The sequence below is a fragment of the Flavobacterium sp. WG21 genome (assembly GCF_000335775.1).
Lineage (GTDB): Bacteria > Bacteroidota > Bacteroidia > Flavobacteriales > Flavobacteriaceae > Flavobacterium > Flavobacterium tructae.
Genome location: NZ_AMYW01000034.1, coordinates 12,758 through 38,095 on the forward strand (window position 1 = coordinate 12,758; position 25,338 = coordinate 38,095).

Here is a 25,338-nt window from a genome sequence, read left to right on the forward strand (position 1 = left end):
AGTATTTGAAATTTATAATTTTTGCTTGCTGGATAAATTAGAGTTTACTGAATAATGATTTTTCTCAATTTACTTCCTTGCTGTGACTCGAATAACACGAAATATATTCCTGACGGAAGCCCGGTTAAACTAAAGTTGAACAGGTAATTGTCTTTGCCTTCCTGTGTTTTTGAATCTATCAGTAAGTTGTTGTTCAAATTATAAACCTTAACGTGCGCCGGCATTACTTTATCCAGCAGTACATCTACAGTAAAAGCTCCTTTTGACGGATTTGGATAGATTTTCAGATCGAATTTCTTGAAAGTCTGATCGTCTGGGTTGTTTTCTTCATATTCTCCTTCAGTCACTAAGATTGACTTGGTTTGAAAAGCAGTACAGTTTCCTTTTTTAGTGTTCAATGTAATGTCGTATTCACCGGCCTGACTGAAACTGATTTCGGCAAAATCTTTGTTTTTCGAGATTACGGTTGCATTGGCAGGAATTACCCATTCGATTTCATCGGCGTCAGGATTACTGATGTCAACAATTATGAATTTTTCGTTTTTGAATACCTGACTCGAGATGGCAAATTCAGCACTAATTGGGGTATTTTGACTTGAGATTTTGATGGTATCTGTAGCCTCACAACCCAATTTGTTGGTAACAACAACGGTATAATTTGCAGGTTCAGAAACGGTAACTATAGCTTTATTGCTCTTGAAACCTTTATCAGAGGTCCATGAATAGGTGGCTTTATCGTCATTAATTGTGGCATTAATGGTTAAGGTCTGATCAAAACATAAAGTCACATCTTCTCCGATATTAATAACATCTTTCGGTGGATTGACAATGGTGTAGGTATGATTGATAATACAACCTTTGCTGTCTGTAACGGCAACTTTATATTCTCCAGCCGAAGCATTCCTTAACACATTTGAGGTTTCACCGGTATTCCATAAATAAGTATAAGGCGCTTTTCCTCCTGAAGCGGTCAAGGTAATAGTCGCATCAGAACCGGCATAACAGGTTGGTATTTTAATGGTTTCGGCCGCTGCCAAATGAACAGGCGCTACAATGGTAATATTTTTTGTAACGGTACAACCGTGTTTGTCTGTGATTTTGACAAAATAATAGCCCGGTGGTACATTTTTTATGGTAGCAGTTTGAGCACCTGTATTCCAGCTGTAGGTATACGGTAGTGTTCCTCCTGATGGGTTAGCATCAATAGTCCAGTCGTTGAAGTCTCCACAAAGAGTATAGTCAGCGGTGAGGGTATTGTTGAGAACCTGAGGCTCAGTAACGATGAAAATTGGACTTGTAGCTTTGTTTCCATTTGAATCTGTTGCGATTGTATAGTACGAACCTTTTCCGATACCTGTTAGAGTAGTCGTTGTCGCCAATACGGTGGCATTGTTTTCTGCAAACCACTGATAAGTATAGCTTTCACCTGGTTTTAGGAATCCACCAATTGTAATAGGTTTCAAACTTCCGTTTTTATCTCCATTACATAAAACAACATTTTGTACTTCTACACTAGTTTCTAGTAGAGGCGGTTCGGTAACTTGTAATAGCTGTGAAGTTAAACTACAGTTTTTAGCATCTTTGATGATAACATAGTAGTTTCCGGCAGCCAGATTTATTGCTGTGGCTGTGGTCTGATTCAATGCTGTACCATCGCTTTTGAACCAGTTATAGGTGTAGGTACCATTGGCTCCTTGTGCGGTTATGTTCAGAGATCCGTTGCTTAGTCCTTTTCCTGTAGCAGGAGTTGATACAATTTTGCTAATTATTAAAGCAGTTGGAGACGTAATTTTTACAGTCGCCTCTGTGCTTGTACATTGCTGTGTGTCTTGTACCTGAATGGTGTATTCTCCATCGGCTAAATCAGTAATAATGGTTTTTGCTCCGTTCGCGAAATTGGTCCAGTCTTTAACCAGTATTCCATTTTGGAAATAACGGGATCTGAATATTCCATTTCCTCCTGCTGCTGTGATAGCAATACTTCCGTTTGTATCTCCTAAACATTTTACAGGTTCGGGAACGGATGTAAAGGTTATATAATCCGGCTGAGTTATGATTATTGGAGTAGTGGTTACTTCAATTGCTTTTAAATCTTTTACAACAGCGTAGTAAGTACCTATTTTGGCATTGATGAGTTTGATGCTGTTTTCATTTGGCAATAAGACATTGTTTCTGTACCAACTAATTTTTTTGGTTCCAAAACCTCCGGCTACGGTTGCTTCGAGAATCGCATTGTTGGATTCAAAGCAGGTCATGTCCTGAGTTTGTCTGATTGTGATGGTTAACGGATTATCAGTAAAGTCAAAATCAGCATATTTTGTACAGCCAGTTGCATCCTGAACGGATACATAATAGTGATCTTTGACTAAACCTGTAAAGTCGACCATTTTGGCTGCTGTATTTGAAATTGTTTTTAGAACTGTTATGTTAGCCTGCGCATCTTTAGTGTAGAGTTTATACTCAAAATTTGGTTTTCCTCCTATAATTTCAAAATGCAGTGCACCGTCATTTCCGTTTAGGGCTGTAGGGTTGATATAGGTAATTTTATCAACGTCAAATCCAAAATCTGCCGGTTGTGTGATGATGATGTTCTCCAGAATTCCGATACAATGGGTTGCATCAGCGGAATTGTAATTGGCGTCACGAACTTCTACTGCATAATCACCTTCAGTAAGGGCGTTTAAGGCTACTGGTGTAAAGTTTTCGTAAGTATTGGTGGCGGTATTTCTCTTTTTCCATTGATAGTTATAAACTGGAGCACCATTTACAATGAAAGGTGTTCCTCCAGTAACAGCTATTTGAATTGCTCCGTCTTGTCCCGCAAAACAACTCACGGGAGTTTTTGAGGTTAAGTTTACCGTAACGGCAGTAGGCTGTTTAAACGTTACGTCAATAGTATTAGAGTCTACATTGCCCACATCGGTAGCGGTAAGTGCGTAGTCTCCGTCTGCTATGTTTTTAAAACTGGCTGTGTTTTGAACAATAGTTACAACAGTTCCGGTTGTTTTATTTCTTAGTTTGTAAGTGTAAATTCTATCAATTTGGTTTTGTGTAAAAGTTGCTCCTCCGGTTGCAATAGCTTCTAAAGAGCCTACTAAACCGTTACATTTTGCCTGTAAATGAGTTTCGGTCAATACAGGTTTTGTTGGTTGTTCTATTGTATAACTGTTGGTGATCGTACATAGTTTTGAGTCGGTTATCAAAACGGTATAAACTCCTGCAGGAACATTGTTTAAGGCAGGACTATTAGTCCCTACTACCGTGTTCGAATTATTTTTCCATTGGTAGGTATATCCCGGAGTTCCACCCTCTACGGTAATTGCAATTTTACCGGTCGACAAACCAAAACCTGTTGTTGGTATAACCGTCTCGCTGCTGATGAAAAGAGATTTTGCTGGTTCAGTAATACCAACAGTTTGTACTTGTGTCTGACATCCGTTAGCATCACTTATAAATATGGTGTAGCTTCCGTTAGACAATCCCGTAATAAGTCCGGTTTTAGTATCAACTGTTCCGCCACTTGCTACGATAGTGTACGGTTTTGAGATGTCGGCGAACTTAGTTCCTCCAACGATGTTTAACTGCACGGTACCATTATTTCCATTATGACAGGATACCTCCGTTTTGGTGTAGGTAAAGGCCAGTTTATCCGGTTGTGTAATGGTGAAAGTGTTTGTTCCAAAAAGAATGTTGTTTTGCTGATCTTTTACGGTAATAACATAATCTCCGGCTCCTAATTCTATAGCTTCCGAACTGGTTAAATCGTCTTTGGTACTTTCGGTATGTTTATGTTTTACTCCGGTTGTTGTATTTAACCATTCAAAAGTATAGGCTTTCACACCGCCTCGTACGACAGCCGTAAATATACCTGGCTCATCGCCATAACAGGCAACATTTGTATTTGGAGTCTGTATGATACTGATGATCTCAAATTTGTCGGGCTGTGTAATTTTGTAATCTACCTGTGGAAGACTACAGCCATTTGCATCTCTAACGATCAAATGATAAGTACCAATAGCTAAATTTCCGATGGAAGAAGCTGAACCAATTATGGTTGGCGATGCATCTTTTGTCCACTCATAACTATAGTTAGGTTTTCCACCTGACACGGTTACCGCTATGCTACCGTTTTTGGTTTCAAAACCGGTTAGGTCAACTAGGGTTGCACTTTCAATTTTTAAAGGTGCAGCAGGCTGCGTGATCACTACAGGCACATTAAGTGTTGCAGTACAACCATGATCGGCCTGATCTTTTACGGTAACGGTATAACTTCCTATTGTAAGATTTGACAGATCATCTGCGGTGGAGTAATTCACACCGTTTTTAGTCCATTGTTGTGTATAAGGACCGGTTCCTCCTGTGATAGTAATATCAATAGCACCAGTTGCGGCACCAAAACATAAAACATCAGTTTGCTTTGTTAATTTTACTATTAATTCATCTGGCTCGTTGAGTTTATAGTTGAGTTGTTCTGCTTTTGCAAAAGGACCAGCTGGTTCAGGATTTGCCGAATCGGTTACGGTAACGCTGTATTGACCAACACCACAATTTGTGATTTCCGATGTAGTTTCAGACGGAAGTACAATTCCATTTTTCTTCCACACGTATTTGTAAGGTGCAATTCCACCTTTAGCAAGAGCGACCAATTTTCCATTAGAATCTCCATTACATTTAATAAATTGGGTTTCTTTAATCTGAACTTCCAATAAGTCCGATTCGGTTACCGTATAGTCCTTTGTAACGATACATCCCGCATTGTCTGCAGCATTTGCATTAGCATCTCTAATTTCTAAGCGATAAGTTCCTGCTTTCAGAGCTGTTATATCTCTTGTCGTTCTTGGGAAAGTGGGATCACCGGCACGGGTCCATTTGTATTGATAAGCCACAGTACCTCCTGCTGGATCAGCAGGGAATATTATTGAACCTGTATTTTGATTAAAAATGGCCACATTTTTAATGGCAGGTGTTGGAACAACAATTGGATTAGGCTGGGTAATTTGGATATTGTCTAATCGTGCAGGACAGCCATTTTCATCGGTAACGGCCACCCAGTAGGTACCAACAGGAACATTGCTCAGTCTTGAGGCTGTACTGCCGTTACTCCATAAATAACTGTAAGCTCCGGTTCCTCCCGAAACAGTAATGTCTATGGCTCCGTCATTTCCACCATTACAGGAAACATTGCGGCGTTGCGCAATTGAGTTTGTTATACTAAGGACGTCTGCTGGTTCTGAGATGGTATAAACTATAGAGAAGATACTATTATTAGCATCGGTCACTTTTACGGTATAATTTCCTTTAAGAATTCCGCTTAGAGTTGCCGATTCTTTTCCGGGCATTTCAGTTCCGTTTAACAACCACTGAAATTTATAATTTGGCGTAGTAGTGTTTAGTGTTCCGCCACTTGCTACTACGGTTATACTACCAGTAGGCAGTCCTTTACATTTAATGTTGGTCTGATCTTGCAAGACTACAGCCAGTGCTTTTAATTCAACGATTCCGCTTGGAATGTCACATCCTTTTGCATCTATTACTGTTACCTTGTACATACCGTTTCCTAAGCCAGTAGTAAGCCCTGCGCCATTAGTATTGGCACTAAAAGGCTGACCGTTTTTAGTCCATATGTAAGTATAGGGAGCAGTTCCTCCCGTTGCTGTTACGGTAATGGTACCGTCGGTTGCAGCAGTCGATGTAGGTTGTGTTTGTGTTATGTTTGGAATGGCTAATGCCGCTGGCGGCTGCGTGATTTTGGTTATTACACCGTTGGAAAAAGTACAATTATTAACATCTGTTACGGTATACCAGTAATCTCCTTTTTTTAAGCCCGTTCTGGTTGCACCTGTACCACCGTCATTCCAAAGTACGGTAAGTGCACCGCTTCCTCCGCTCAGACTTACCCTAATTTCCCCATCATTACCATCAAAACAGCTAACGTCTTTTTTAGAAAGCACAGCGGATCCGATTTGGGGATTAGGCTCTAGTAATACTACAGGTCCCGAAGCTGGATTATTCTTACTATCGGTAACAATAACTTTATAATAACCGGCATTTTGTCCCGTGATACCAGGGGTTATGCTTGGTCCCGAAATTTTACTGGAGTTATTTCCGGCTGCATCACAGCTGTACCAGGTATAATTATATGTTCTGTCTATTGGTGTTGCACTATACGGATAACCTCCAACAGCTGATGCGGTTAGGCTACCTGTTCCTCCCGGACATAATATATTAGTTGGTTTTGGCGTACTAACGACTAATTTTCCAGGTTCGTAAATTACGAAAGAAACATCAGCACTTCTACAAACCCTGTCTTTGTCTTTTGCATACATGACGTAGCTTCCGGCTGGCAGTGAAGTCCATGAAACGGGAGTATAAGGCTGCCCGTCTTTGAAAAAGAAATAAACGTAGTCGCCTGTACCTCCTTCAAAAATAACAGAAAACGTACCATTGGCTCTGCCATTTTCTGTTGTATTGGTATAACTCAAAGTACCAGCAGAAACTGTAATTGCTTTTGGTGTTGTGATTGTAATCGTTCTGGCTCCGTTAACTGCCGGTTGAGGGTCCGGAGCTTGAGAATGCCCCAAGAAACTCATAAGAAGCAGTAGTAATAAGTAGATTTTTTTCATAATAATATGGTTGTTCGGGAATTTATTGTTCTGTGCAATCGAATTTGTCAACGATTTTAATGGTATGAGGTCCATCTTCCGTTATGGGTATGGTATGTGGATTTGTAAAAAGATGTTTTTGTGCCAAGGGTTCTCCGTCTAAAAGATAATAGTAGGGAGGGGTTCCCCCTGAGGCAGTGATCAATATTCCTTTTAGATCTGTGCTGCAAGCCGGCTGTACGGCCGTAGTCGTAAAAGTTAATGGGACTTTTTCATCAATCGTAAAAGGATCTGTAACGATAGCACTTAATCCTACTTGTTGACCATTATCGGCAGTACTTTGCGCCTGATATTTTATGGTGTATGTCCCCGCCGCTATTCCATTCCAGGTATAGGTTTTATTTTTAGTTTCTTCTTCTGATGCTTTAATACTTTTGATAAAACCAGTATCCGGTGCCACCGGATTGACGCGGAACAGATTAAATAGAAACTGATCGTCTTTTTTTAGCAGTGATTCAAACTTTAGAGTAGCACTTCCGGTAGCTGTATTAGCACATTCGACAGCAGTTGTAGTTGGTTTTTTTTCTGCCAACTCAGGCGAACAGCCGATAATACCGTAGGTAACTATATTAGTAAAATGCGTCTGATAACCAGTTCTAAAATGAATTGTAGTTTTTCCATTATAATTCTCAAGCTCTGATATTTTGAATGAAATAGACGGATAGGATTGAAAGTCACCGGGGAAATTAGCCCAATTTTGACCGTCATAACTATATTGCCAATTGAAACCATTTTCAAAATTGATTGTTTCGTTAACACAATAGCTAGTTTTAGAGCTTGTATTTGTCAGATGTAATAAAAGTATTGATGAGGAAGCAAAGCATCCAGAAAAAAAAGTGACATATTGAGGTCCATTTGTTTCAATGAAAGTATTCTTTTCAATGTAGCAGTCCTGATGCATACTAAAACAACTAAAATCTATCCTTTTCGTTACCGGATCAGGTGTTGCATAGAAAAAATCAGTTTGCGATATTGGTTGATACGTACCATTAGGGAATAAATTTAAACTATTGCCCAAAAAAAAGATATCATATGATCCCTGAGTTTGCTCGCGTTCAGTTCTAGGCTCCAAATCGGTATTGATAAGTAGTCCGTACTCGGTTTGAGCTTGCAGGGTCATTGATGCCATAAATAATATCAGATAGAGTAATGTTCTATTCATTTTAGATAGTATTTTATAGTTAGTTTTCAATACAATTAGAAGCATCAACAACGACTACTTTGTGCCCGCCGTCTGCTGTAATTGGGATTTGGTGATAACCGGAAAATCCAACTTTTTTAGGTACTGTCTGGCCGTTTACAACTTCGGTCTGATCGTCTAAAATGTAGAAGTACGGACTTGTTCCACCGGCCGCATGTATTTCTATGAAGCCTCGGCTGTTACTGCATTCAGGTTGTATTGCCGTTGCCCAAAAAGTTAAGGCTGTATTTTGTCTGATTTCGAAATTTGTTACCGCTGACAAAGTAGAAGGCGTACCGTTACCAAACTGTGTTTGAAATTTAAATTGGTACTGTCCCGGAGGGATATTTTTCCATTTGTAACTAAGTGCAGAAATTTTTTCTACATCAGGATCATTTGAAGTTGCATCAGTAATAAAAGTACTACCTACAGCATTGCGATTGAAAAGGTATTTTTCGCCCGGTTCCAGAGGTCTGCTAAAAGTAAAGGTTACGCTGCCATTGCTGTAACTGCAAGTGGTATAGTTTGGGTCGGAGGTAGCAGAAAGTTTAGGAGAACAAGGTATAATATTGTAAGTAGCCACATTAGAGTAAACATTTTCATCAGGAGCATTTGGGTCAGAATCAATTAAAACCCTGAAAATTATAGTTCCCGTATAATTGTTTAAAGCGGGATAATTGGCTTTGACAAATTCAAAGCTTTGATTGGGTGTGGTAGTAATGTTCATAGGAGTGAAATTTATACCATTAGTGCTGTATTCCCATGAAAAACGATAGGGTCCCGGGCAGCTTACCGCGGTAAGTGTTTTTTTATCACAAAACAAGTTGGTATATGCGTCTGGTTCGGGTAAAACGGCATTGGTTATTCCCCAAAAACAATCATTCATGTTAATTGCTCTTTGTTCATAACAGGCCATAGGATCACGCCAGGCACAGCCAAAACTGGTATCGGCTATCGAAATTAGTTCAACATAGGTTGGAGGGACATTAAATACATGATAATCTCCAAATTCTGCAACTGGTGCAATGTAGGTGTTGCCGGACATAAAGAAATAAGACTGTAATGCAGCGCATTCGTTGACACAGCTTCCCATACTATGACGGACGATGTACAGTTTTTGCGAATAAGTCTTACTGCCAGATAAGAGTATTACAGTGAATAAAAAAAGATATATTATTTTTTTCATAATGTTATTGTTCTATGCAATCAGAGCTGTCTACAACGATCACTTTATGAGCACCGTCTGTTGTTATTTTTATAGTATGAGGACTTGTAAAAGCATGTTTTTGCGATAATGGCTCACCGTCTAAAAGGTAATAGTAAGAGTTTGATCCTCCGGAAGCTGTTATACGAATCCCTTTTTCGTCGGTACTACAGACTGGCTGTACTGCTGTTGCTGTAAAAGTTAAGGGGGTACTTTGTTTGATTTCGAACTTCGTTACTGGCGACAAAGTAGACGGGGTATTGCTTCCAAACTGTGTCTGATACTTAAATTCATACACACCTGCGGGTATATTTTTCCACTTGTAACTAAGTGCAGAAATTTTTTCTACATCAGGATCATTTGAAGTTGCATCAGTAATAAAAGTACTGCCTACAGGATTGCGATTGAAAAGGTATTTTTCACCCGGTTCCAGAGGTCTGCTAAAAGTAAAGGTTACGCCGCCATTGCTGTAACTGCAAGTGGTATAGTTCGGATCTGACGTATTGCTTAATCTTGGAGAACAGGGTATAATATTATAGGTTACGATTTTAGCAAATTGTTGTTGATATCCGGCTCTAAATCGTACATCGCCTGTACTTTTATAATTTGGTAAATCTTTTAATTGGAATGAAATGGACGCTTTTTCCTGAAACTGTGATGGAAATGGTGCCCAACCAGCACCATCAAATTGATACTGCCAATTCCAGCCATTTTTAAGGGTAATAATATCTTCTACACATTTTTGATTGGTTTCGGGATAAACAGGAATTGGTATGTTCATACTTAATACTTCAAAATCACCAATACAACCTCCAAAAGCATCTCTGCTAAAAGTAGCAATATTAAAAGGAGTAGAGTCTTTAATCTGACAATCGGTACCATTTTTGTTTCCGGCTGTTGCACTCCTGTAATCTATTTTGGAAGGGTTGTCTGTAACATAGAAAAAATCATATTCAATTTCAACTTCATCGCTGGTACTGCTACTTTTAAATATCGATTTGTTCCCCAACGTGAGGCTTAAGCTACCGGCATGACTTCCGTCCCATCCACGAGAAGGTGATAAAGTAGAAATTACAAGAATTCCATAGTCCGTTTGTCCATGAACAAACAGGTTTCCTAGAAAAAAAGTAAATAAAAGTAGTTTTTTCGTCATAGTGTTATTTTTCAATACAATTAAAGCTGTCTACCACTATTACTTTATGTTCTCCATCCGTTGTAATATCGATGATGTCAGGGTTTTTAGTAAGCTCTTTTTTGGGCTCATTATCGAGAATGTAAAAGTAAGGGGGCATTCCTCCACTTACTGAAATGCTAATACCACCTTTATCACTACTACTAGTACCACCACTACAGACTGGCTGTACTGCTGTTGCTGTAAAAGTTAAGGGGGTACTTTGTTTGATTTCGAACTTCGATACTGGTGACAAAGTAGACGGGGTATTGTTCCCAAACTGTGTCTGGTACTTAAATTCATATACACCTGCGGGTATATTTTTCCACTTGTAACTAAGTGCAGAAATTTTTTCTACGTCAGGATCATTTGAGGTTGCATCAGTAATAAATGTACTGCCTACAGGATTGCGATTGAAAAGGTATTTTTCACCCGGTTCCAGAGGTCTGCTAAAAGTAAAGGTTACGCCGCCATTGCTGTAACTGCAAGTGGTAAAATTAGGATCTGACGTAGTGTCTAATTTTGGAGAGCAGGGTATGATCGGATAGATCGCAATATCCGACTCATAGGTTTCAATTTTAGAAGTATTTAGATTTTCGTATTCAACAACAAATTTAACAAACAGGTTCCCTGTATAATCTTTCAAATCAGGAACATCATTGAAATTAAAGTTTATCCCATTTTCGTTATATTGTGTACCATAGGTAAAATACTTCCATTGGGTGTCGGTATTTTTCTTGTACTGCCATGAATAACCGGCACCTGACAATTGAATCTGTTTTTGTACAGTAAAATTGCCACAGTTGCCAATTAAGCCACTTGGTTTCGGCAGATCTAAAAGCAGGAAGTTGGTTCGGCCGTGACAAGCTCCCATAGATACACTTTTTGGAGCAGCTAAAGTCACCTCATCTTTTTGATTGCATTCTGGTCCTCCCAGTTGGGTTGGTTTAACAACATAAGAACCGTTGATTACAATTTTAAGAGGGTATTTCGTTTCGTCATACTGTACTAAATCATAGTAAACCTTAACATCATCGTCGTTATTATTCAGGTTATAGGCTTTACCAAAAGCCGAAGATCCGTTAGTGGTGATGTTTACACTATACGTGTTGGATTTCAGGTCAGGACCATATCTTGTTAACTGAGTTTCAATTAATATTTTACCCGTTTGACCATAAATGAGCTGAGTCGCAAAAAAAGCGACTAAAATCAGAAGGCAAGTGGTTTTGTGTAAAATATTCATTATTGAATGTTTAGAATAGAATAGTATTTATCAAAGTTATTTTTCCATGCAGTCAAAACGGTCCAGGACAATCACTTTATGATCACCATCGGTTGTAATATCTATGATGTCCGGATTTTTGACCAGCTCTTTTTTAGTCTCATTATCGAGAATATAATAGTACGGAGGTGTTCCGCCACTTACTGAAATTTCAATGCCACCTTTATCCGTACTGCATTGAGGCTGTATGGCGGTTGCTTTAAAAGTTAAGGCCACTGCATTTTCTATTTTGAAAACCGGAGTTTCTACCGGACTTGATCCAATTGTGGCATTAGGATCTGAAGCATTTTGTGTTTGGTACTTTATCGTATAAGAACCCGGAGCAATTCCTTCCCAGGTATAAGCTCTGTTCTTAACATCTGTATCTTTTGCAAACTTGTGACTTCTATAGGCACCGTTTTGATATAAAGTAAGAAGTAATTTTTGTCCTGTTGGAATGTCTGACAAAAAATTTAAAGTGACATTGCCGGTGGGTTCATCAAAACATTTAACCTGAGCGGTTACCGGTGCACCATTGAGTTTAGGAGAACAGGGAATAAATTTGTACGTTAAAATATCAGAATAATCATTTGCACCACCACTTCCGGTTCTGGTGTATCTCGCCCTCAATTGAAAGTTTTGATTCAATTGCAGATTAGGGATGGATGTAAACGTTATTGGTATGTTTTGTGCCGATCTTGAGGCATAAGGAAGAAGCTCTTTCCAGCCTGCCGTGTTTGGATCATAATATTCAACAGCAAAAGTCATAAAGCCACTTTCACCAACTACAGCTACCGTAAAATTGAAAGTTTCACATTGTTTCAGCTCTGAATTTGAAACATTGTAATTGTTTGCTTCCACAAGGGTTTGCAGATAGAAGAATTCAAACTGGGTATTGTGTGTAACCGTAACGTTATCAAAATTATAAGCAAAGTTAGATTGCCAGTAACCGGAATACGGACCTGTCATAAATGGTGCATGTTTCTGAAAGAATCCCGAAGATACGTTATCAACTGCTCCACTAAGACGCAATGGGGTATTGGAAACTACGACACCATCCATCGGACTAGCGCCTGAATTTTTTAAAACATACGAAAATGAACTGCTTGAGCCCGTCGAACTTGCATTGGCATAAGTTCCGTTGAAGGGATATGTATCACCAGTGTTTAAGTAAAAGTAAACGTTTCGGCTGGTGCTTGGTGATTTTCTTAAATCCCACTTCACTTTATACTTGTACGTTGTCTGACCGTTGAGTAACTGCATACCAAAAACAGTCAAAAACAGACAGGCTATTTTTAAGGTTTGGAATATGTTTTTGTATGTCATAAATGGTTTCATGTCCTTAGAACTTTACAGTGAAAAAATCCATTTTAGAGGTTCTTCCATCTTTAAATGTTGCTCTGATACCGTATTGGTATGTCGTATTAATGGTAATGGTAGGATCTGGTAAAAAGCGTGTTTTTCCAGGAACAATCTGAATCAGTTGCAACGGATCCTTATCTGAAGCTTTGTAGATTTCGAAGCCATCAACTTCATTGTTCGCGTAATCCCAGGACAAATCAATAGTGTTGGAAGTTTTATTAGGCTGAGCGAAAAAACCTTTCACAGCAGGCATTACAGAATACTTTGGAACAAATAAAGTTAATCCCGGTGAAGGATTAGAAACTAAATTACTCTCGTCTTTGGCAAAAATGGCATAACGGTAAGTGTTACCTTCAACAGCTGTTTTGTCCTGAAATTTTTCTTCCTTATTCTTTGTTTCTAAAATCAGCGTCCAGTCTTTTTGATCATTTTCTTTTCGGTACAACTGGTGTACGGCCACATCCTCACTCTGGCTGTTTACCCATTCTAGAAAAACAGCTCCTTCTTTGATTTTGAAGCTGGTAAAAACAGGTGAGGTGGGAGGGATTACATCTGGTTTTTTAATAATTAAAACATCTGAGAAATCAGACATATTGTAATGATAATCTACAGCAATAACTTTGTAATAAACCTTACTGTTCAAACTTTTAACAAGCACTTTGTCCTGATAAGAGTTGGGTTCGCTAGGACTTACCGTCAGCTGTGTAAGTTCTTCTTCAGCGGTATTTCCTCTGTAAATACGATAACCAAGAAGATCTTTCTCTTTGTTAGGATCCCATGTTAATTTCACCACACCTAAACTGTCTATAACTCCTTTTAAACCGATTGGTTTAGAAGGGGGTATTGAGTCTACAGGCTGTACAAGCATAGGAAATGAAGTTCTGTTGCTGCCTTGTTTTCCAAGGGCCGTAATCGTAAAATAATTCGTCGATAAGAGTTTGTTGTACGTCACCGTACGACTCTTGGCAGGAATGTTTTTTATTACCGTTTTATAGCCATCATCATCCTTATCAGATCGGTTTAATTCAAATCCTGTGATTTCATTATCACCTTCTGTCGGAAATTCCCAAGTCAACGTAACGGTGTTTTCATCTTTAAATTCTTTAACAGTAAGATGAGGAACATATTTCAGGATCGCAGTTCCTTTTCCTGTTATAACTTGTGAATAGGGGCCTAATTCACCAAAAGGTGAAATTCCCTGAATTCTGTAGCTGTACGGTTTATTGTTCGCAATAGAATCGACATAGAAAATCTGACTGTTACTGGTGTTTTCCTGATTTAAACTAGTATAAGGTTTATCTGTGATTCTTTCGAATGTTTTTTTATCGGTTGAACGTTCTACAAAATAATTGGCATAGGTATGCGAAAGTATTTTAAAATTCCAGCTTAACATGGTGCTGCTGTCTGTAAAATGAGCCGTAAAATCCATTGGTTTTGGAAGAGGTTGATAATCCTCTAATCCAACGAAAATTCCACCATAAGAAATTGTAGCCTCTTTTTCAGGTACGTTTGAGATTATCCTGTAGGCATATTTTTCGTTAGGTTTAACTGTTTTATCTTCAATTCCCAGACCTGCTTTTTTCGCAATTTCGTAATCCCTGTCGGCGGTTAGCAGAGCAAACGTAAACCTTTGCTCGTTCTCTTCTGACAGGTTTACGATATTTTCTAATTTATCTGTACCGGTAACGGAGAAATTTTCTCCATAAATGGCTTGTGCTACAATGGCAGCATTGTCGTTCTTTTCGATTAATTTTTCCCATGTTTCCAGCGGTTCCGGTTTCAATGCATTAATTAGAACTACTTTTTCAGGGGTTGGCAAAGTTTTATTGTTACGAGTAACGGTATAACGTTCTACAGTATATCCATAAGTATTTAGTTTTTTCCAGGCCATCGCATTGCTGACGGCCCATCTTAACAAAATTCTGTCTTTTTGCACTCTGGCTATAACTTGTATTTCTGATTTTATTTCGTTTGGATTCGCTTCTCCCGTAGCATTTTTCTCTTGCGCATAGTTAGTACCGGTTATTATAAAAGTAAGGAGAATTAAAAATTTAAGCTTCATGCTAATTTGTTTTATTGAATGTAAAAATTGAACTGGTACCAGCTTGTCCACCAGGAAGTATATAATTTAATCTGACATTGTAAGTGCCATCTTTTATCATTGGAAATCTTCCTGTTATGATGTAATTATACTTATCGATCATAGCCCTATTCTGACTGTTCAAATACTTATTAACTACTTTATACTGAATTTTGATAAAATCGTCCTTATAGTAAAAAGGTTGGTTGTAGCGATATGGCAGCCTGTCTCTTAAATAAGAACTTTTTGGATTATTTATTAAATCTGACAGGTAAGAAGTGATTATTTCCACCCCTCTAACCGGAGGATTTCCTAAAAGGCTCGTATTTCTGTTTAAAGTTAAATCGGCTTCTAAAGGATATCCCTGATAAATCAATGGATATATATCATTTTTAAAATAGCTGTCGTCTAATACAGCCTCAACACTTACCAATGGAACGTTCATTGATTGAGGTGTTCCGGCGATTTCGATTTCATCAAAAGCTTCAGTTGCGGTGTTTTCGGCATGCAATGCATGAATATCGGCTTCAATAATTTCAATGTGTGTTTTACGTGCTTTCTTAGCAGTCATTTTTTCCTGAAAAGTATTGTATTGACTAGTATTGAAATTGTATTGCAGCAATTCGACACCCTGACCCCCCGTTAACGTTTCTGCCAGTTTATTACTTTTAACTTCTACATTGGCATTGGTACCAAGATCCTGCTTGTCAAAACTTTCATTCAGGTTGGCATTAGCGTCTTTTGTAGTTTCCAGTGTCATTAAGGATAAACTGTATGGTTTTAGGTTTTCTAAAACGGGTAAACTAACGATTACCTTTTTTGAATCAGCTTTGTAACCTATAGTACCATTTGTCGTTTTACTTCCGGTTTTATAGGTTGCTTTTTGTGATTGTCCCGGTTTCAGATCAAACAAATATGCCTGTCCAATTTTTAACACAACATACGCTTCTTTACTCTCGTTTTGATACACATATTTTTGATCAAAAACAGGGTAGCTATAAGCAATATTGCTTACCGGAATGTTATTTGGTGCCACACCTGTCGTGAAAGTTCTGGTTTCTGTTTCCATTGCCACCTGACCCTGATCCATAATGGTTTTCCATGCACCATTTGCATATTCCTGAAAACTTACTTTTACCGTTAAGGTTAGTTCTGATTTTTCAGGTAATATTTCAAATGAATTAAAACTTACTAAATCATTTGTTTTGTTCCAGCTTAAGTTACCAACGACTGGAACTCCGCCTTTCTTGACGGTATATTCTTCGAGTTTGAGGCGATAGGTTTTAACCCCGTCATCTCCTTCAATATTAAAGTTTTTATCGACAGGCATATTAAATCCAACCTGAGGTACGGTAAAGACATCTACATCTTTAGCTCCCTGAGCTGGAGTGATATCGGCAATAGATTTTAAACCTTCTAACGGATTTGCAGATATGAATTCGCACTGTTCTCCAAATTCAAGTTTGAAACGGAAACTACCTCTTACAGCACCACCAAGAAGGCTGAATTCACCAGCCATATAGCCTCGAATCCATACCGGATTTGGCAGTTTGGCCTGTAATAAAACAGCACCTCCACCTTTTATAATGGATATTTTCTTTCGTATAAAAAACAGTTTAATATTAATTCCAAGTTCCCCTTGCATATAGGCATACGACTGACCATTAGCGTACCAACCGTTTATACCAATTTGTCCTGAGCCCTTACATTGTGCTTCTCCATAATCTTTAACCATAATATCAAATCCAAATCCAGCTTGGAAATTGGCGTAGAACATTAAGAAACTTAAGTTTCCGGTTTTAATGCTAAAATCGGAACCAAAGGCAAATCCTTTTCCTGAAGCAATGCTGTTTTCGTCACGCATATAATTCAGTTTAGCAACATCAACTCTTAAAAGTTTTGCAACAATATCGGGTGGAGGAGGACTGCCCGGAATATCATCTCCAAGCATAAAATAACCACCGGCTTCAACTTCGACAGATCCAATAGCCAGTTTTATACCCAAGCGATCCGTAGGAGTACCGGCACGGATGTACCATTTGTCCGGACCAAAGTGTAAAACGGCCCAACCCGCTCTGTTACCGGAAGCACGACCTTGTATGAAACCACCCGGGGTATCAATATACAAATCGAAGGTACCGTGTAGTGTTTTGGCTCTAAAATCGTATTCTATTGCAGCAAAGGCATTGATCCCCATACTGTTTTTTACATCATTTGGATAAAGCTGTTCTGCTGCGGCCGATAAATTGCTTGTTTTTAGTGCTTCAGTTGCGATCTGACCCATTAACGATTCATTTTCGGTAACCGTCTGTAAGGCTTTTGTTAGTTCGTCAGCCCCAGGAATTTCAAATGGCTGCATGATGTGCCCTTCTCCATAAATACTGATTCTATTAAGACCACCATGTTTATTAAAAGCAATTTCGAAACCGGCACCTCCCCAAAAAGCATTTGCTGTTGCAGTACCCGCAAACTTAATCATTGCCTTAACTCCTAATCCTGAATCTGCGTCAGGTACATAATTTGATTTCGATGCTACAAAAGAAGAACTAAAGCCGTCTTTTTTCATTTGATAATAAGCACCACCACCAAAACCTTTAAAAGTAATGGCTCCGGCAGGAATATTTAAGTTGTCTACCATGGCATCTACATACCAATATCTAAAAGTAGTAGATCCAAAAATAGCATTGGCTTCTACTTTGATACCTCCTGTAAAATCGGCCGATACACTTCCTTTGAAACCATTTCCATAAACAGGATCATTATCCATTATAGCGATGCTTCCTTTAAATTTTACACCACCTAAGTCTGCGGCAACTTTTATTTCCTCAAACTTAATGCGTTCGTATTTCCATTTCTGAATTCCTTTTTCTCTGTCGAACGACCCAATCACATAAAATTTAGTTTGACCGTTAAACTGATTTTTCATGATGTTAATGGCAACATCAACTTTCAGACTGGCAGATACATCTGTAGCGACGAGAGAAATTTCGTTAATGGTAACAGGAAAATTACTTACTGCGGCATCTTTTTCCTGAATGTGTTTGTAACCGAAATAGTCTGCCGTTAGATAAGGCACAACAGTTTGCAAGGTTAAATTCTGGAAAATGATTCCTTTAAAATTAATAGCTTCCTTTTTCTCTCCATCAGCATTAGTGGTTTCAGAAGATTTAATAGGTGAGTTAGCGAGTTCAGCCGCAGTAGTATTTTTATTGCTGCCTTTTAATGCTAAACTTCCGTAAAGAACCGCTTTTGGTAAAAACTTCCCGCCTTTTACCTTTAGTTCCAGATAAGAGTTTTTTTCTAAAGAAGCCGTCGCTTTAAAAGCCTGAAAGCAAATATTGTTGGTTACATCAGCTTTAAGAATGTATTCGTTGTCGACAGGGTTGATGATGGCATTGTAAGCTAATCTTCCTCTCGATTTAGGATCACATTGTGTATTTTCTTCTGAAGAAACCGGTAAAACAATTTCACCATTGAAGGCGGCTGCTGTTAATGAGTTGGCCCTGAATTCCATCTCAATATGGTCTAATGAAAACTGCCATCCTGAAGCACTTCCTTCTTTAAGGCTAAAAACATTATCACCTATAAATTTTCCGGAAACCCCCATTCTGTCGATTAACAGATTGGCAGCTTCAAATTTAACCCTCTTGTTTTCGTCTCTCTTATTGAACTGTTCCGGTAATACAACTTTTAGGGATTTGACATAAAAACCTCTCCATAAATTTTCGTTACCAGGCACCAAATAATCTTTTACATAATCTGCATCCGGCCATTCGATTTTATCAGAGTTTCTAATATCACTTAAATCAATTACAGCATTGTTTAACTCAAAAGCAGGGCCTTTGCCCTGATAAGAAGTCAACTGAAATTTGGGTAGCGATATCTCAATCAGAATATCATTCCAATTGGATACTATGGTCTGAAATGAACCTCGCACACGATTCGGAGCGGGGATAAGCTTATAATCATCGTCGACAGGTTCGAGAAAGTTTCTTGAAAATTCAACATCCGCTGCAATTCCGAGTTCCTTAAAACCATTACAGTCAATTGTTACATAAGTCTTTTTTTGTACAACTCCTGTAGACATCTCCATACCTCCTTTTAAAATAAGTAAGGCATTTTGACCATTTATATTAATGGGAACATCTCCGAGTAAAACTAAATTCGTTGCCCCAACCAATCCGCCTTTATGAGAAAGCTTAATACCGTTAGCACCAAAAAACAATTCTTTTGGTTTTCCAAGTGAATCATTTTGTGGGATCACGATTTTTACAAAAGCCGTCAGTTCCGTATATTCAGGAGTGAATTTGGCGCTGCTGATACCAAGCATGTATTGTATACCTCCAATGGTCTTTTTTATACCAAGAGGAAGCATAGATAATTTTTTCGGCTCTAATAAATCAGTAAGGTTATCGTTTTTGGCAATTTCCTTAAAAACAGACATAGCCAAATCACGATCTTTATTGGTTTCTTGTGAAACCGGAAAGTTCTTTTTTAAGAAGTCATTTGTGAATTCGCTTTTTGGAGTCTGATAATAGCTAAGAGAATTGTTTAACAGCCCAATTTCGTCTTTTGGAAGATTTTTAGAAATAAAAACCTTCTTTGAATTGGTAATGGTATCAGAAGTATTAGAAAAGCAGTTTATGCTAACTAAAAATAAAATAATACTTGCAATAAAAGGAAATAACTTAAGAGTAGTTTTTTTCAAGTCTTAGTAGGTTTGGTTGGTATTAGGCAATATATATTTCATGAGGGATTCAAACCGAAGTAGTTCTAATTCCTTAATCAGATATCGTTTTTAACAGGAAAGGAGAAGTTTATTGGTGCTATACTTTCTTTTCGGAGTATTAAGTTTTAGGTTGAAAGCCATAAAATACAGAGGCTTATTTTCTTTATAGTCATTTTGTTAAGTTTGGTTTTGTTAAAATTTTGCCAAACATAAGCAATCTTTAAGAATATTCTTTACGGCTTTCCACATTAGGGCAAAAAAAAACTCCGGAGAAACCCGGAGTTTTTTGTATGGTGTTGAAATATAAGTGTTTACTCTTCTTTCATGGTGTGATAAACATTCATTACGTCGTCATCTTCTTCGATTTTTTCGATTAGTTTTTCAACGTCTGCGATTTGAGCTTCTGTAAGTTCTTTTGTAATTTGAGGGATACGTTCAAATCCTGAAGATAAGATCTCCAAGCCTCTGTTTTCCAGTTCTTTTTGTAAAGCTCCGAAGCTTCCAAAAGGGGCGTAGATTAAAATTCCGTCTTCGTCTTCAAAAACTTCCTCCGCACCAAAATCAATTAGTTCTAACTCTAATTCTTCAGCATCAATTTCACCTTTTGTAATTCTGAAATTACAAGTATGATCAAACATAAACTCAACAGAACCTTGTGTTCCCATTGTTCCATTACATTTGTTAAAATAGCTTCTGATGTTTGCTACCGTTCTGTTATTATTGTCAGATGCTGTTTCAATTAAAATAGCAATTCCGTGTGGAGCATATCCTTCAAACAGAATCTCTTTATAGTTGGCAGTATCTTTATTACTTGCATTTTTTATCGCACGCTCGACATTGTCCTTAGGCATGTTAGCGGCTTTTGCATTTTGTATTACAGCTCTTAATCTAGAATTGGCCTCCGGGTTGGGACCACCTTCTTTAACGGCCATAACGATATCTTTACCAATTCGGGTAAATGTTTTAGCCATTGCTGACCAACGTTTCATTTTTCTTCCTTTTCTAAATTCGAACGCTCTTCCCATTTCTAATTTTTAGTTTTGTGTGGCAAAAATACGGTTATTCCTTATTTTTCCAAAATCAATTGAATTCTTTTTTAGTGATAGTTAGGACTTAGAGGTTAAAAAGTTTAAAGTTTACGGTTTAAGGTTATCCGAACTCCCTTTTGTAAAGTAGAAAGTCTAACGTCCAATACCTACAGCTTATAGCCTAGAGCTATTTCCACGCATTAAACTCATTAATAACATTTACGGCTTCATTTAGATAGGGATTCGTTTTTAGATTGTCAATCTGGTATTGGTTGATTGTTTTGTCATTAGGGTATACACCCAGCAGAAACTGATTTACTGTCGAATTATACACATCCAGAGGGTTGTTTTCATCGTTAAAAGTATTGATTTCGGTCCAAAGTGAGTTCACTACTTTTTTCTGTTTGAAGACCGCATCTATAGTCATCGGTATTTCGGCTTTTGGAGTATTGATAAGTTTATCAATTTTTTGATTGATCTCTTTTATGTTATTGAAAAAGTAATTGTCTGCCAATCTTGTTGTACTATTTTGAGCTAATTTGTCGATTAGGGATCTTTTTACATAAGGCTTAAATTTTAATGACGGTGTGATACTATCATTTTTAATGGCGGTAGGAAAATTGCTTTCTCGTTGATAAACATTTTCATAGAATTCAGGAAGAATTACATCCGGTTTTACTCCAATATATTGATGACTTTTACCTGTAACTCTGTAAAATTTGTTAATTGTAATTTTTAAAAAATCAGTGTTTTTAGTTTCGTCAAGCGAAAGAATGGTTTGCATGGTCGCTTTTCCAAGCGTAGTACTTCCTAGTAATAAAGCACGGTTATAATCCTGTAATATAGAGGAAAAGAATTCACTTGCCGAGGCAGTATTGCTATTGACCAGAATGACTATTGGACCTTTATAAATCAAACCTTTATAAGGATCATTGATAATCGATTTTCCCTGATTACGATCTACAACTATAGAAAGTGGTCCATAGTCAATAAACATTCCGGCTAGTTTTATTGCTTCTTCCATCGATCCGCCGCCATTGTCAATCAAATCAATTACGAGTCCTTTTATATTGTCTCTTTCCAGTTTTATAACTTCGCGAGCCACATCATCAGCACAGCCTTTTCGGCTATTGCCTTCTAAGTCAGCGTAGAAACTTGGAATTTTGATGTACCCAATTTTACTTTCCTTTCCAACAATAAAGCTAAAAACAGAATTCTCTTCGTCTTTCATCACCTTTTTTTCGATATAAACGTCAAAGCTTTTACCCGAGTTTCGTTTTAAAGTTAGTGTGATGCTTTTGTTAGATTCCGATAAAATCAAAGTGGAGATAGATTCCAGCGAAGCACAGGAAACCTGCAAAGTTTCTTTTTGGTTGGATATTGAAATGATCTGATCGCCTTTTTTGATCTGACCAGTTTGATAAGCAGGACCATTAGGATCAACTTCGGCTACAATGATTTCATTCTTTTCATTTAAATTGACAGTCATCCCTAAAGATAAATGTTCTTTAGAGAGTGAAGCCACAAAGCTCGTTTTAGAATCGTCACTAAAATAGGCAGAATGCGGATCAAAGTAGGTACAAAAGAAATTGTAGAACTTTTCTTCCTGTCTGACATTTGTCTCTAAAAGCGTATTGATTCGGCATATTTCATTGGATAAAATTAGTTTTTTTGATTTGGACTCTATCGATTGAAAATTGACTTTAATTGAATCTAAATTGTCACTTAGTTCGGCTATCTCATCCAAAATCTGGTAGCGGATTTTTTTAAGCCATACTTTTTCAAGGTTTTCTTTTTTAAGGTAAAAAGGAAATGATTTTTTATAAAACCGGATCGTATCTGTTTTGCTGTAATCGATAGGTGCGGTTTGAATTTTTTCAAGAACCTTTTTTGTTCTCAAAAGACTTTCTTTGTATTTGGAAGTAATATCAGCTAAAAAACTGCAATCATTACTAAGAATAAAATCGTCCAGGTTTTTGCGGTATTTCTCTGCCATTTCATCATACTCCGTTTTAAAAAAAATATTTCGGGAAGGATCTAATTCGTTGATCAGATTATCAAAAACAAAAATCGACAAGCTATCATCAACGGGTTTTGGTCGGATGTGATCTTCCTGAATAACGGCATTTATTTTGTTGACTATTTCGCAAGTGGAATCGCCACTTTGACTAAATAGAATATTTGTGGTTAGAATCAACGCCAGTGCTATTTTTTTCATAAATCGAAATCTTCGTTCAGACTAAAATTACGTTTATTTTTTCATAAAAGGATATACTTTTCTAAAAATTCTTACATTCAGATAAATTTTATTCTGCGAAGTTTTCGCCACGAATTCGCGAATTTGGCAGCCTTTTTTTTTACAATCATTTGTGAATTTGTGGCAGAAAAAAAACTATAAAAAAAATGCATCACTTGTTAAGCAATGCATTTTTAGAATATTTAGGATAAAATATTATTTCTTATAAAAAGGTAATTTAACCACTTTTGCAGCTACATCATTTTTTCTGATTCTGATAAAGATATCGCTGTCAACGGCACTATTATTTACCGTAACATATCCTAATCCAATACCTTTGTTCATAGAAGGAGACATAGTTCCCGAAGTTACTACACCAATCACAGCACCTGAAGCATCTACAATCTCGTAGTCATGTCTTGGTACCGCACGCTCCTGCATTTCGAAAGCAATTAATTTACGGGTAACACCTTCTTCTTTTTGTTTTTTCAGATTTTCAGAATTGGTAAAATCTTTAGTAAACTTAGTGATCCAGCCTAATCCTGCCTCTAAAGGTGAAGTAGCATCGTTAATATCATTTCCGTACAAACAGAATCCCATTTCAAGACGTAATGTATCACGAGCAGCTAATCCGATAGGTTTAATTCCGAAAGCAGCACCTGCTTCGAAAACTTTATTCCAGATAGCTTCAGCATCGGCATTTTTACAGTAAATTTCAAATCCGCCAGAACCGGTATAACCAGTCGCAGAAATAATTACATCGTTGAATCCTGCAAAATCAGCCACCTCAAAATGATAATACGTAATAGCTCCTAAGTCGATAGAAGATAAAGACTGCATAGCTTCAACCGCTTTTGGTCCCTGAATGGCCAATAAAGAATAATCATCAGAAATGTTTTTCATTTCAACACCCAAATCATTGTGTGAAGAAATCCAGTTCCAGTCTTTTTCGATATTTGAAGCATTTACAACCAGTAAATACTCTTCTTCTTTCATTTTATATACAATCAAATCATCTACAATTCCACCTTCGTTGTTTGGCAGACAAGAATATTGTGCTCTTCCGATCGTTAAAGTCGAAGCATCATTTGAAGTTACTTTTTGAATCAAAGCCAAAGCATTTGGACCTGTCAACAAAAATTCTCCCATATGCGAAACGTCAAAAACGCCCACACTGTTGCGAACTGTTTCGTGTTCAGCATTTACGCCCTCATAGGTAATAGGCATATTGTATCCGGCAAAAGGTAGCATTTTCGCTCCCAAACTCTCATGTATGTGCGTAAGCGCAGTATTTTTCATTGTGTTGTTTTATAAAATTGTGTCGCAAATTTATTTAAAAAATATCGAAGATTTATATACTAAATTATTAAAATTCGCAATATTCTTGCCCGATTTATGCATACGAAGCAATATCCCGCAGTTTCAATAGTTTTTTGGTGTTTTGGTTTTCTAAGGAATGAAAGAACATACTAGTGATAACAGAATCTGACTTTAGGATCTTACGGAGTGCCTACATCTTTATTTTTTATGTAACTTTAAGTAATTAAATCTGTCTGATGAAAGATCCATTTCTAATTACAAGAGAAGAGGTTTTAAAATTTCTCAAACCGGTAAATCCTATAACTCATAAGGGACTTCAGGGGCATGCCGTTATCATTGCCGGAAGTTACGGAAAAGTAGGAGCGGCAGTTTTAGCATCAAAATCCTGTTTAAAATCGGGTTGCGGACTAGTAACGGTTTTTGTACCCAAATGCGGTTATCAAATTCTGCAGATCTCGATTCCGGAAGTGATGGTAATAACTGATGAAAACACTAATTTCCTGACTAGCATTCATCTTCCGTTAGTACCACAGGCCATCGGAATTGGACCCGGAATAGGAGTGGAACTGGGTACTCAAAAAGCGCTTTTTGAGTTTTTAAGAGTGAACAAATCTGTTTTAGTATTGGATGCTGATGCTCTGAATATTTTGGCAGAAAATTTAACCTGGCTCGAATTAGTTCCTGAAAATACTATTCTGACCCCACATCCGAAAGAACTTGAGCGTTTAATAGGTAAGTGGAATTCAGAATCGGAAAAAATTCAAAAAACGATTGCTTTTTCAGAAAAGTACAAAGTAATCATTGTCATGAAAGGCGCACCAACCTACATCATCATTAAGACTGAGATTTACGAAAACACCACGGGAAATGCAGCTTTAGCCACTGCCGGAAGCGGAGATACCCTCACAGGAATCATTACAGGCTTACTGGCTCAGGGCTACGAACCTAAATACGCAGCAAAACTAGGCGTTTTCCTCCACGGACTCACAGCCGATATTGCGTTACCAAAAACAGGTTATGAATCTTTTACGGCTTCTACTATTATTAAGTATTTGGGAAAAGCTTTTTTGAGTTTGGTTTAATTTAACCGCTAAGTTCGCAAAGG

General features: G+C 37.7%; 12 protein-coding genes. 1 reads left to right on the forward strand and 11 read right to left on the reverse strand.

Annotated elements, in window-relative coordinates; genetic code table 11:
- Positions 1–44: 44 nt before the first annotated feature.
- The 11 genes from C245_RS0119110 to gcvT all read right to left on the reverse strand — a co-directional run bounded on the left by C245_RS0119110 (position 45) and on the right by gcvT (position 24,212).
- Complete coding sequence (locus tag C245_RS0119110; RefSeq protein ID WP_198288062.1) at positions 45–6,623, reverse strand: T9SS type A sorting domain-containing protein; 6,579 nt, start codon at positions 6,621–6,623, stop codon at positions 45–47.
- Between the two features lie 22 nt (positions 6,624–6,645).
- Positions 6,646–7,824, reverse strand: a complete 1,179-nt coding sequence (locus C245_RS0119115; protein ID WP_157495916.1) for a hypothetical protein — start codon at positions 7,822–7,824, stop codon at positions 6,646–6,648.
- 19 nt (positions 7,825–7,843) lie between these two features.
- Positions 7,844–9,028, reverse strand: a complete 1,185-nt coding sequence (locus C245_RS0119120; protein ID WP_157495917.1) for a hypothetical protein — start codon at positions 9,026–9,028, stop codon at positions 7,844–7,846.
- Between the two features lie 4 nt (positions 9,029–9,032).
- Positions 9,033–10,199: a hypothetical protein gene (locus C245_RS0119125; protein WP_157495918.1), complete on the reverse strand. Its 1,167-nt coding sequence runs from the start codon at positions 10,197–10,199 to the stop codon at positions 9,033–9,035.
- Positions 10,200–10,203: 4 nt separating this feature from the next.
- On the reverse strand, positions 10,204–11,460 hold the full coding sequence (locus C245_RS0119130; protein ID WP_017498228.1) for a hypothetical protein: 1,257 nt from the start codon (positions 11,458–11,460) through the stop codon (positions 10,204–10,206).
- A gap of 36 nt (positions 11,461–11,496) precedes the next feature.
- A complete protein-coding gene (locus tag C245_RS0119135) occupies positions 11,497–12,816 on the reverse strand; it encodes a hypothetical protein (protein WP_157495919.1) in 1,320 nt (439 codons plus the stop codon).
- A gap of 4 nt (positions 12,817–12,820) precedes the next feature.
- On the reverse strand, positions 12,821–14,902 hold the full coding sequence (locus tag C245_RS23290; protein WP_017498230.1) for a hypothetical protein: 2,082 nt from the start codon (positions 14,900–14,902) through the stop codon (positions 12,821–12,823).
- A gap of 1 nt (position 14,903) precedes the next feature.
- The gene (locus tag C245_RS23295; RefSeq protein WP_017498231.1) at positions 14,904–19,628 is read right to left on the reverse strand and encodes a hypothetical protein; all 4,725 of its coding nucleotides are present in this window, start codon (positions 19,626–19,628) and stop codon (positions 14,904–14,906) included.
- Positions 19,629–19,960: 332 nt separating this feature from the next.
- Positions 19,961–20,674 carry a YebC/PmpR family DNA-binding transcriptional regulator gene (locus tag C245_RS0119150; protein ID WP_017498232.1) on the reverse strand — a complete coding sequence of 238 codons (714 nt, stop codon included), beginning with the start codon at positions 20,672–20,674 and terminating at the stop codon, positions 19,961–19,963.
- Positions 20,675–20,864: 190 nt separating this feature from the next.
- A complete protein-coding gene (locus C245_RS0119155) occupies positions 20,865–22,895 on the reverse strand; it encodes a S41 family peptidase (protein WP_017498233.1) in 2,031 nt (676 codons plus the stop codon).
- A gap of 234 nt (positions 22,896–23,129) precedes the next feature.
- Complete coding sequence (gene gcvT / locus C245_RS0119160; protein WP_017498234.1) at positions 23,130–24,212, reverse strand: glycine cleavage system aminomethyltransferase GcvT; 1,083 nt, start codon at positions 24,210–24,212, stop codon at positions 23,130–23,132.
- A 257-nt stretch (positions 24,213–24,469) separates the two neighbouring features.
- Between gcvT and C245_RS0119165 the strand changes: the two genes are divergently transcribed.
- Positions 24,470–25,315, forward strand: coding sequence for an NAD(P)H-hydrate dehydratase (locus C245_RS0119165; RefSeq protein ID WP_017498235.1), 846 nt, complete (start codon positions 24,470–24,472; stop codon positions 25,313–25,315).
- Positions 25,316–25,338 lie beyond the last annotated feature (23 nt).

Coding starts and splice junctions, on each gene's coding strand:
- C245_RS0119155 (WP_017498233.1), bottom strand. CDS start 22,895: ATGAAAAAAATAGCACTGGCGTTGATTCTAACCACAAATATTCTATTT.
- C245_RS0119165 (WP_017498235.1), top strand. CDS start 24,470: ATGAAAGATCCATTTCTAATTACAAGAGAAGAGGTTTTAAAATTTCTC.
- gcvT (WP_017498234.1), bottom strand. CDS start 24,212: ATGAAAAATACTGCGCTTACGCACATACATGAGAGTTTGGGAGCGAAA.
- C245_RS0119115 (WP_157495916.1), bottom strand. CDS start 7,824: ATGAATAGAACATTACTCTATCTGATATTATTTATGGCATCAATGACC.
- C245_RS0119130 (WP_017498228.1), bottom strand. CDS start 11,460: ATGAATATTTTACACAAAACCACTTGCCTTCTGATTTTAGTCGCTTTT.
- C245_RS0119110 (WP_198288062.1), bottom strand. CDS start 6,623: ATGAAAAAAATCTACTTATTACTACTGCTTCTTATGAGTTTCTTGGGG.
- C245_RS23290 (WP_017498230.1), bottom strand. CDS start 14,902: ATGAAGCTTAAATTTTTAATTCTCCTTACTTTTATAATAACCGGTACT.
- C245_RS0119135 (WP_157495919.1), bottom strand. CDS start 12,816: ATGAAACCATTTATGACATACAAAAACATATTCCAAACCTTAAAAATA.
- C245_RS0119150 (WP_017498232.1), bottom strand. CDS start 20,674: ATGGGAAGAGCGTTCGAATTTAGAAAAGGAAGAAAAATGAAACGTTGG.
- C245_RS0119120 (WP_157495917.1), bottom strand. CDS start 9,028: ATGAAAAAAATAATATATCTTTTTTTATTCACTGTAATACTCTTATCT.
- C245_RS0119125 (WP_157495918.1), bottom strand. CDS start 10,199: ATGACGAAAAAACTACTTTTATTTACTTTTTTTCTAGGAAACCTGTTT.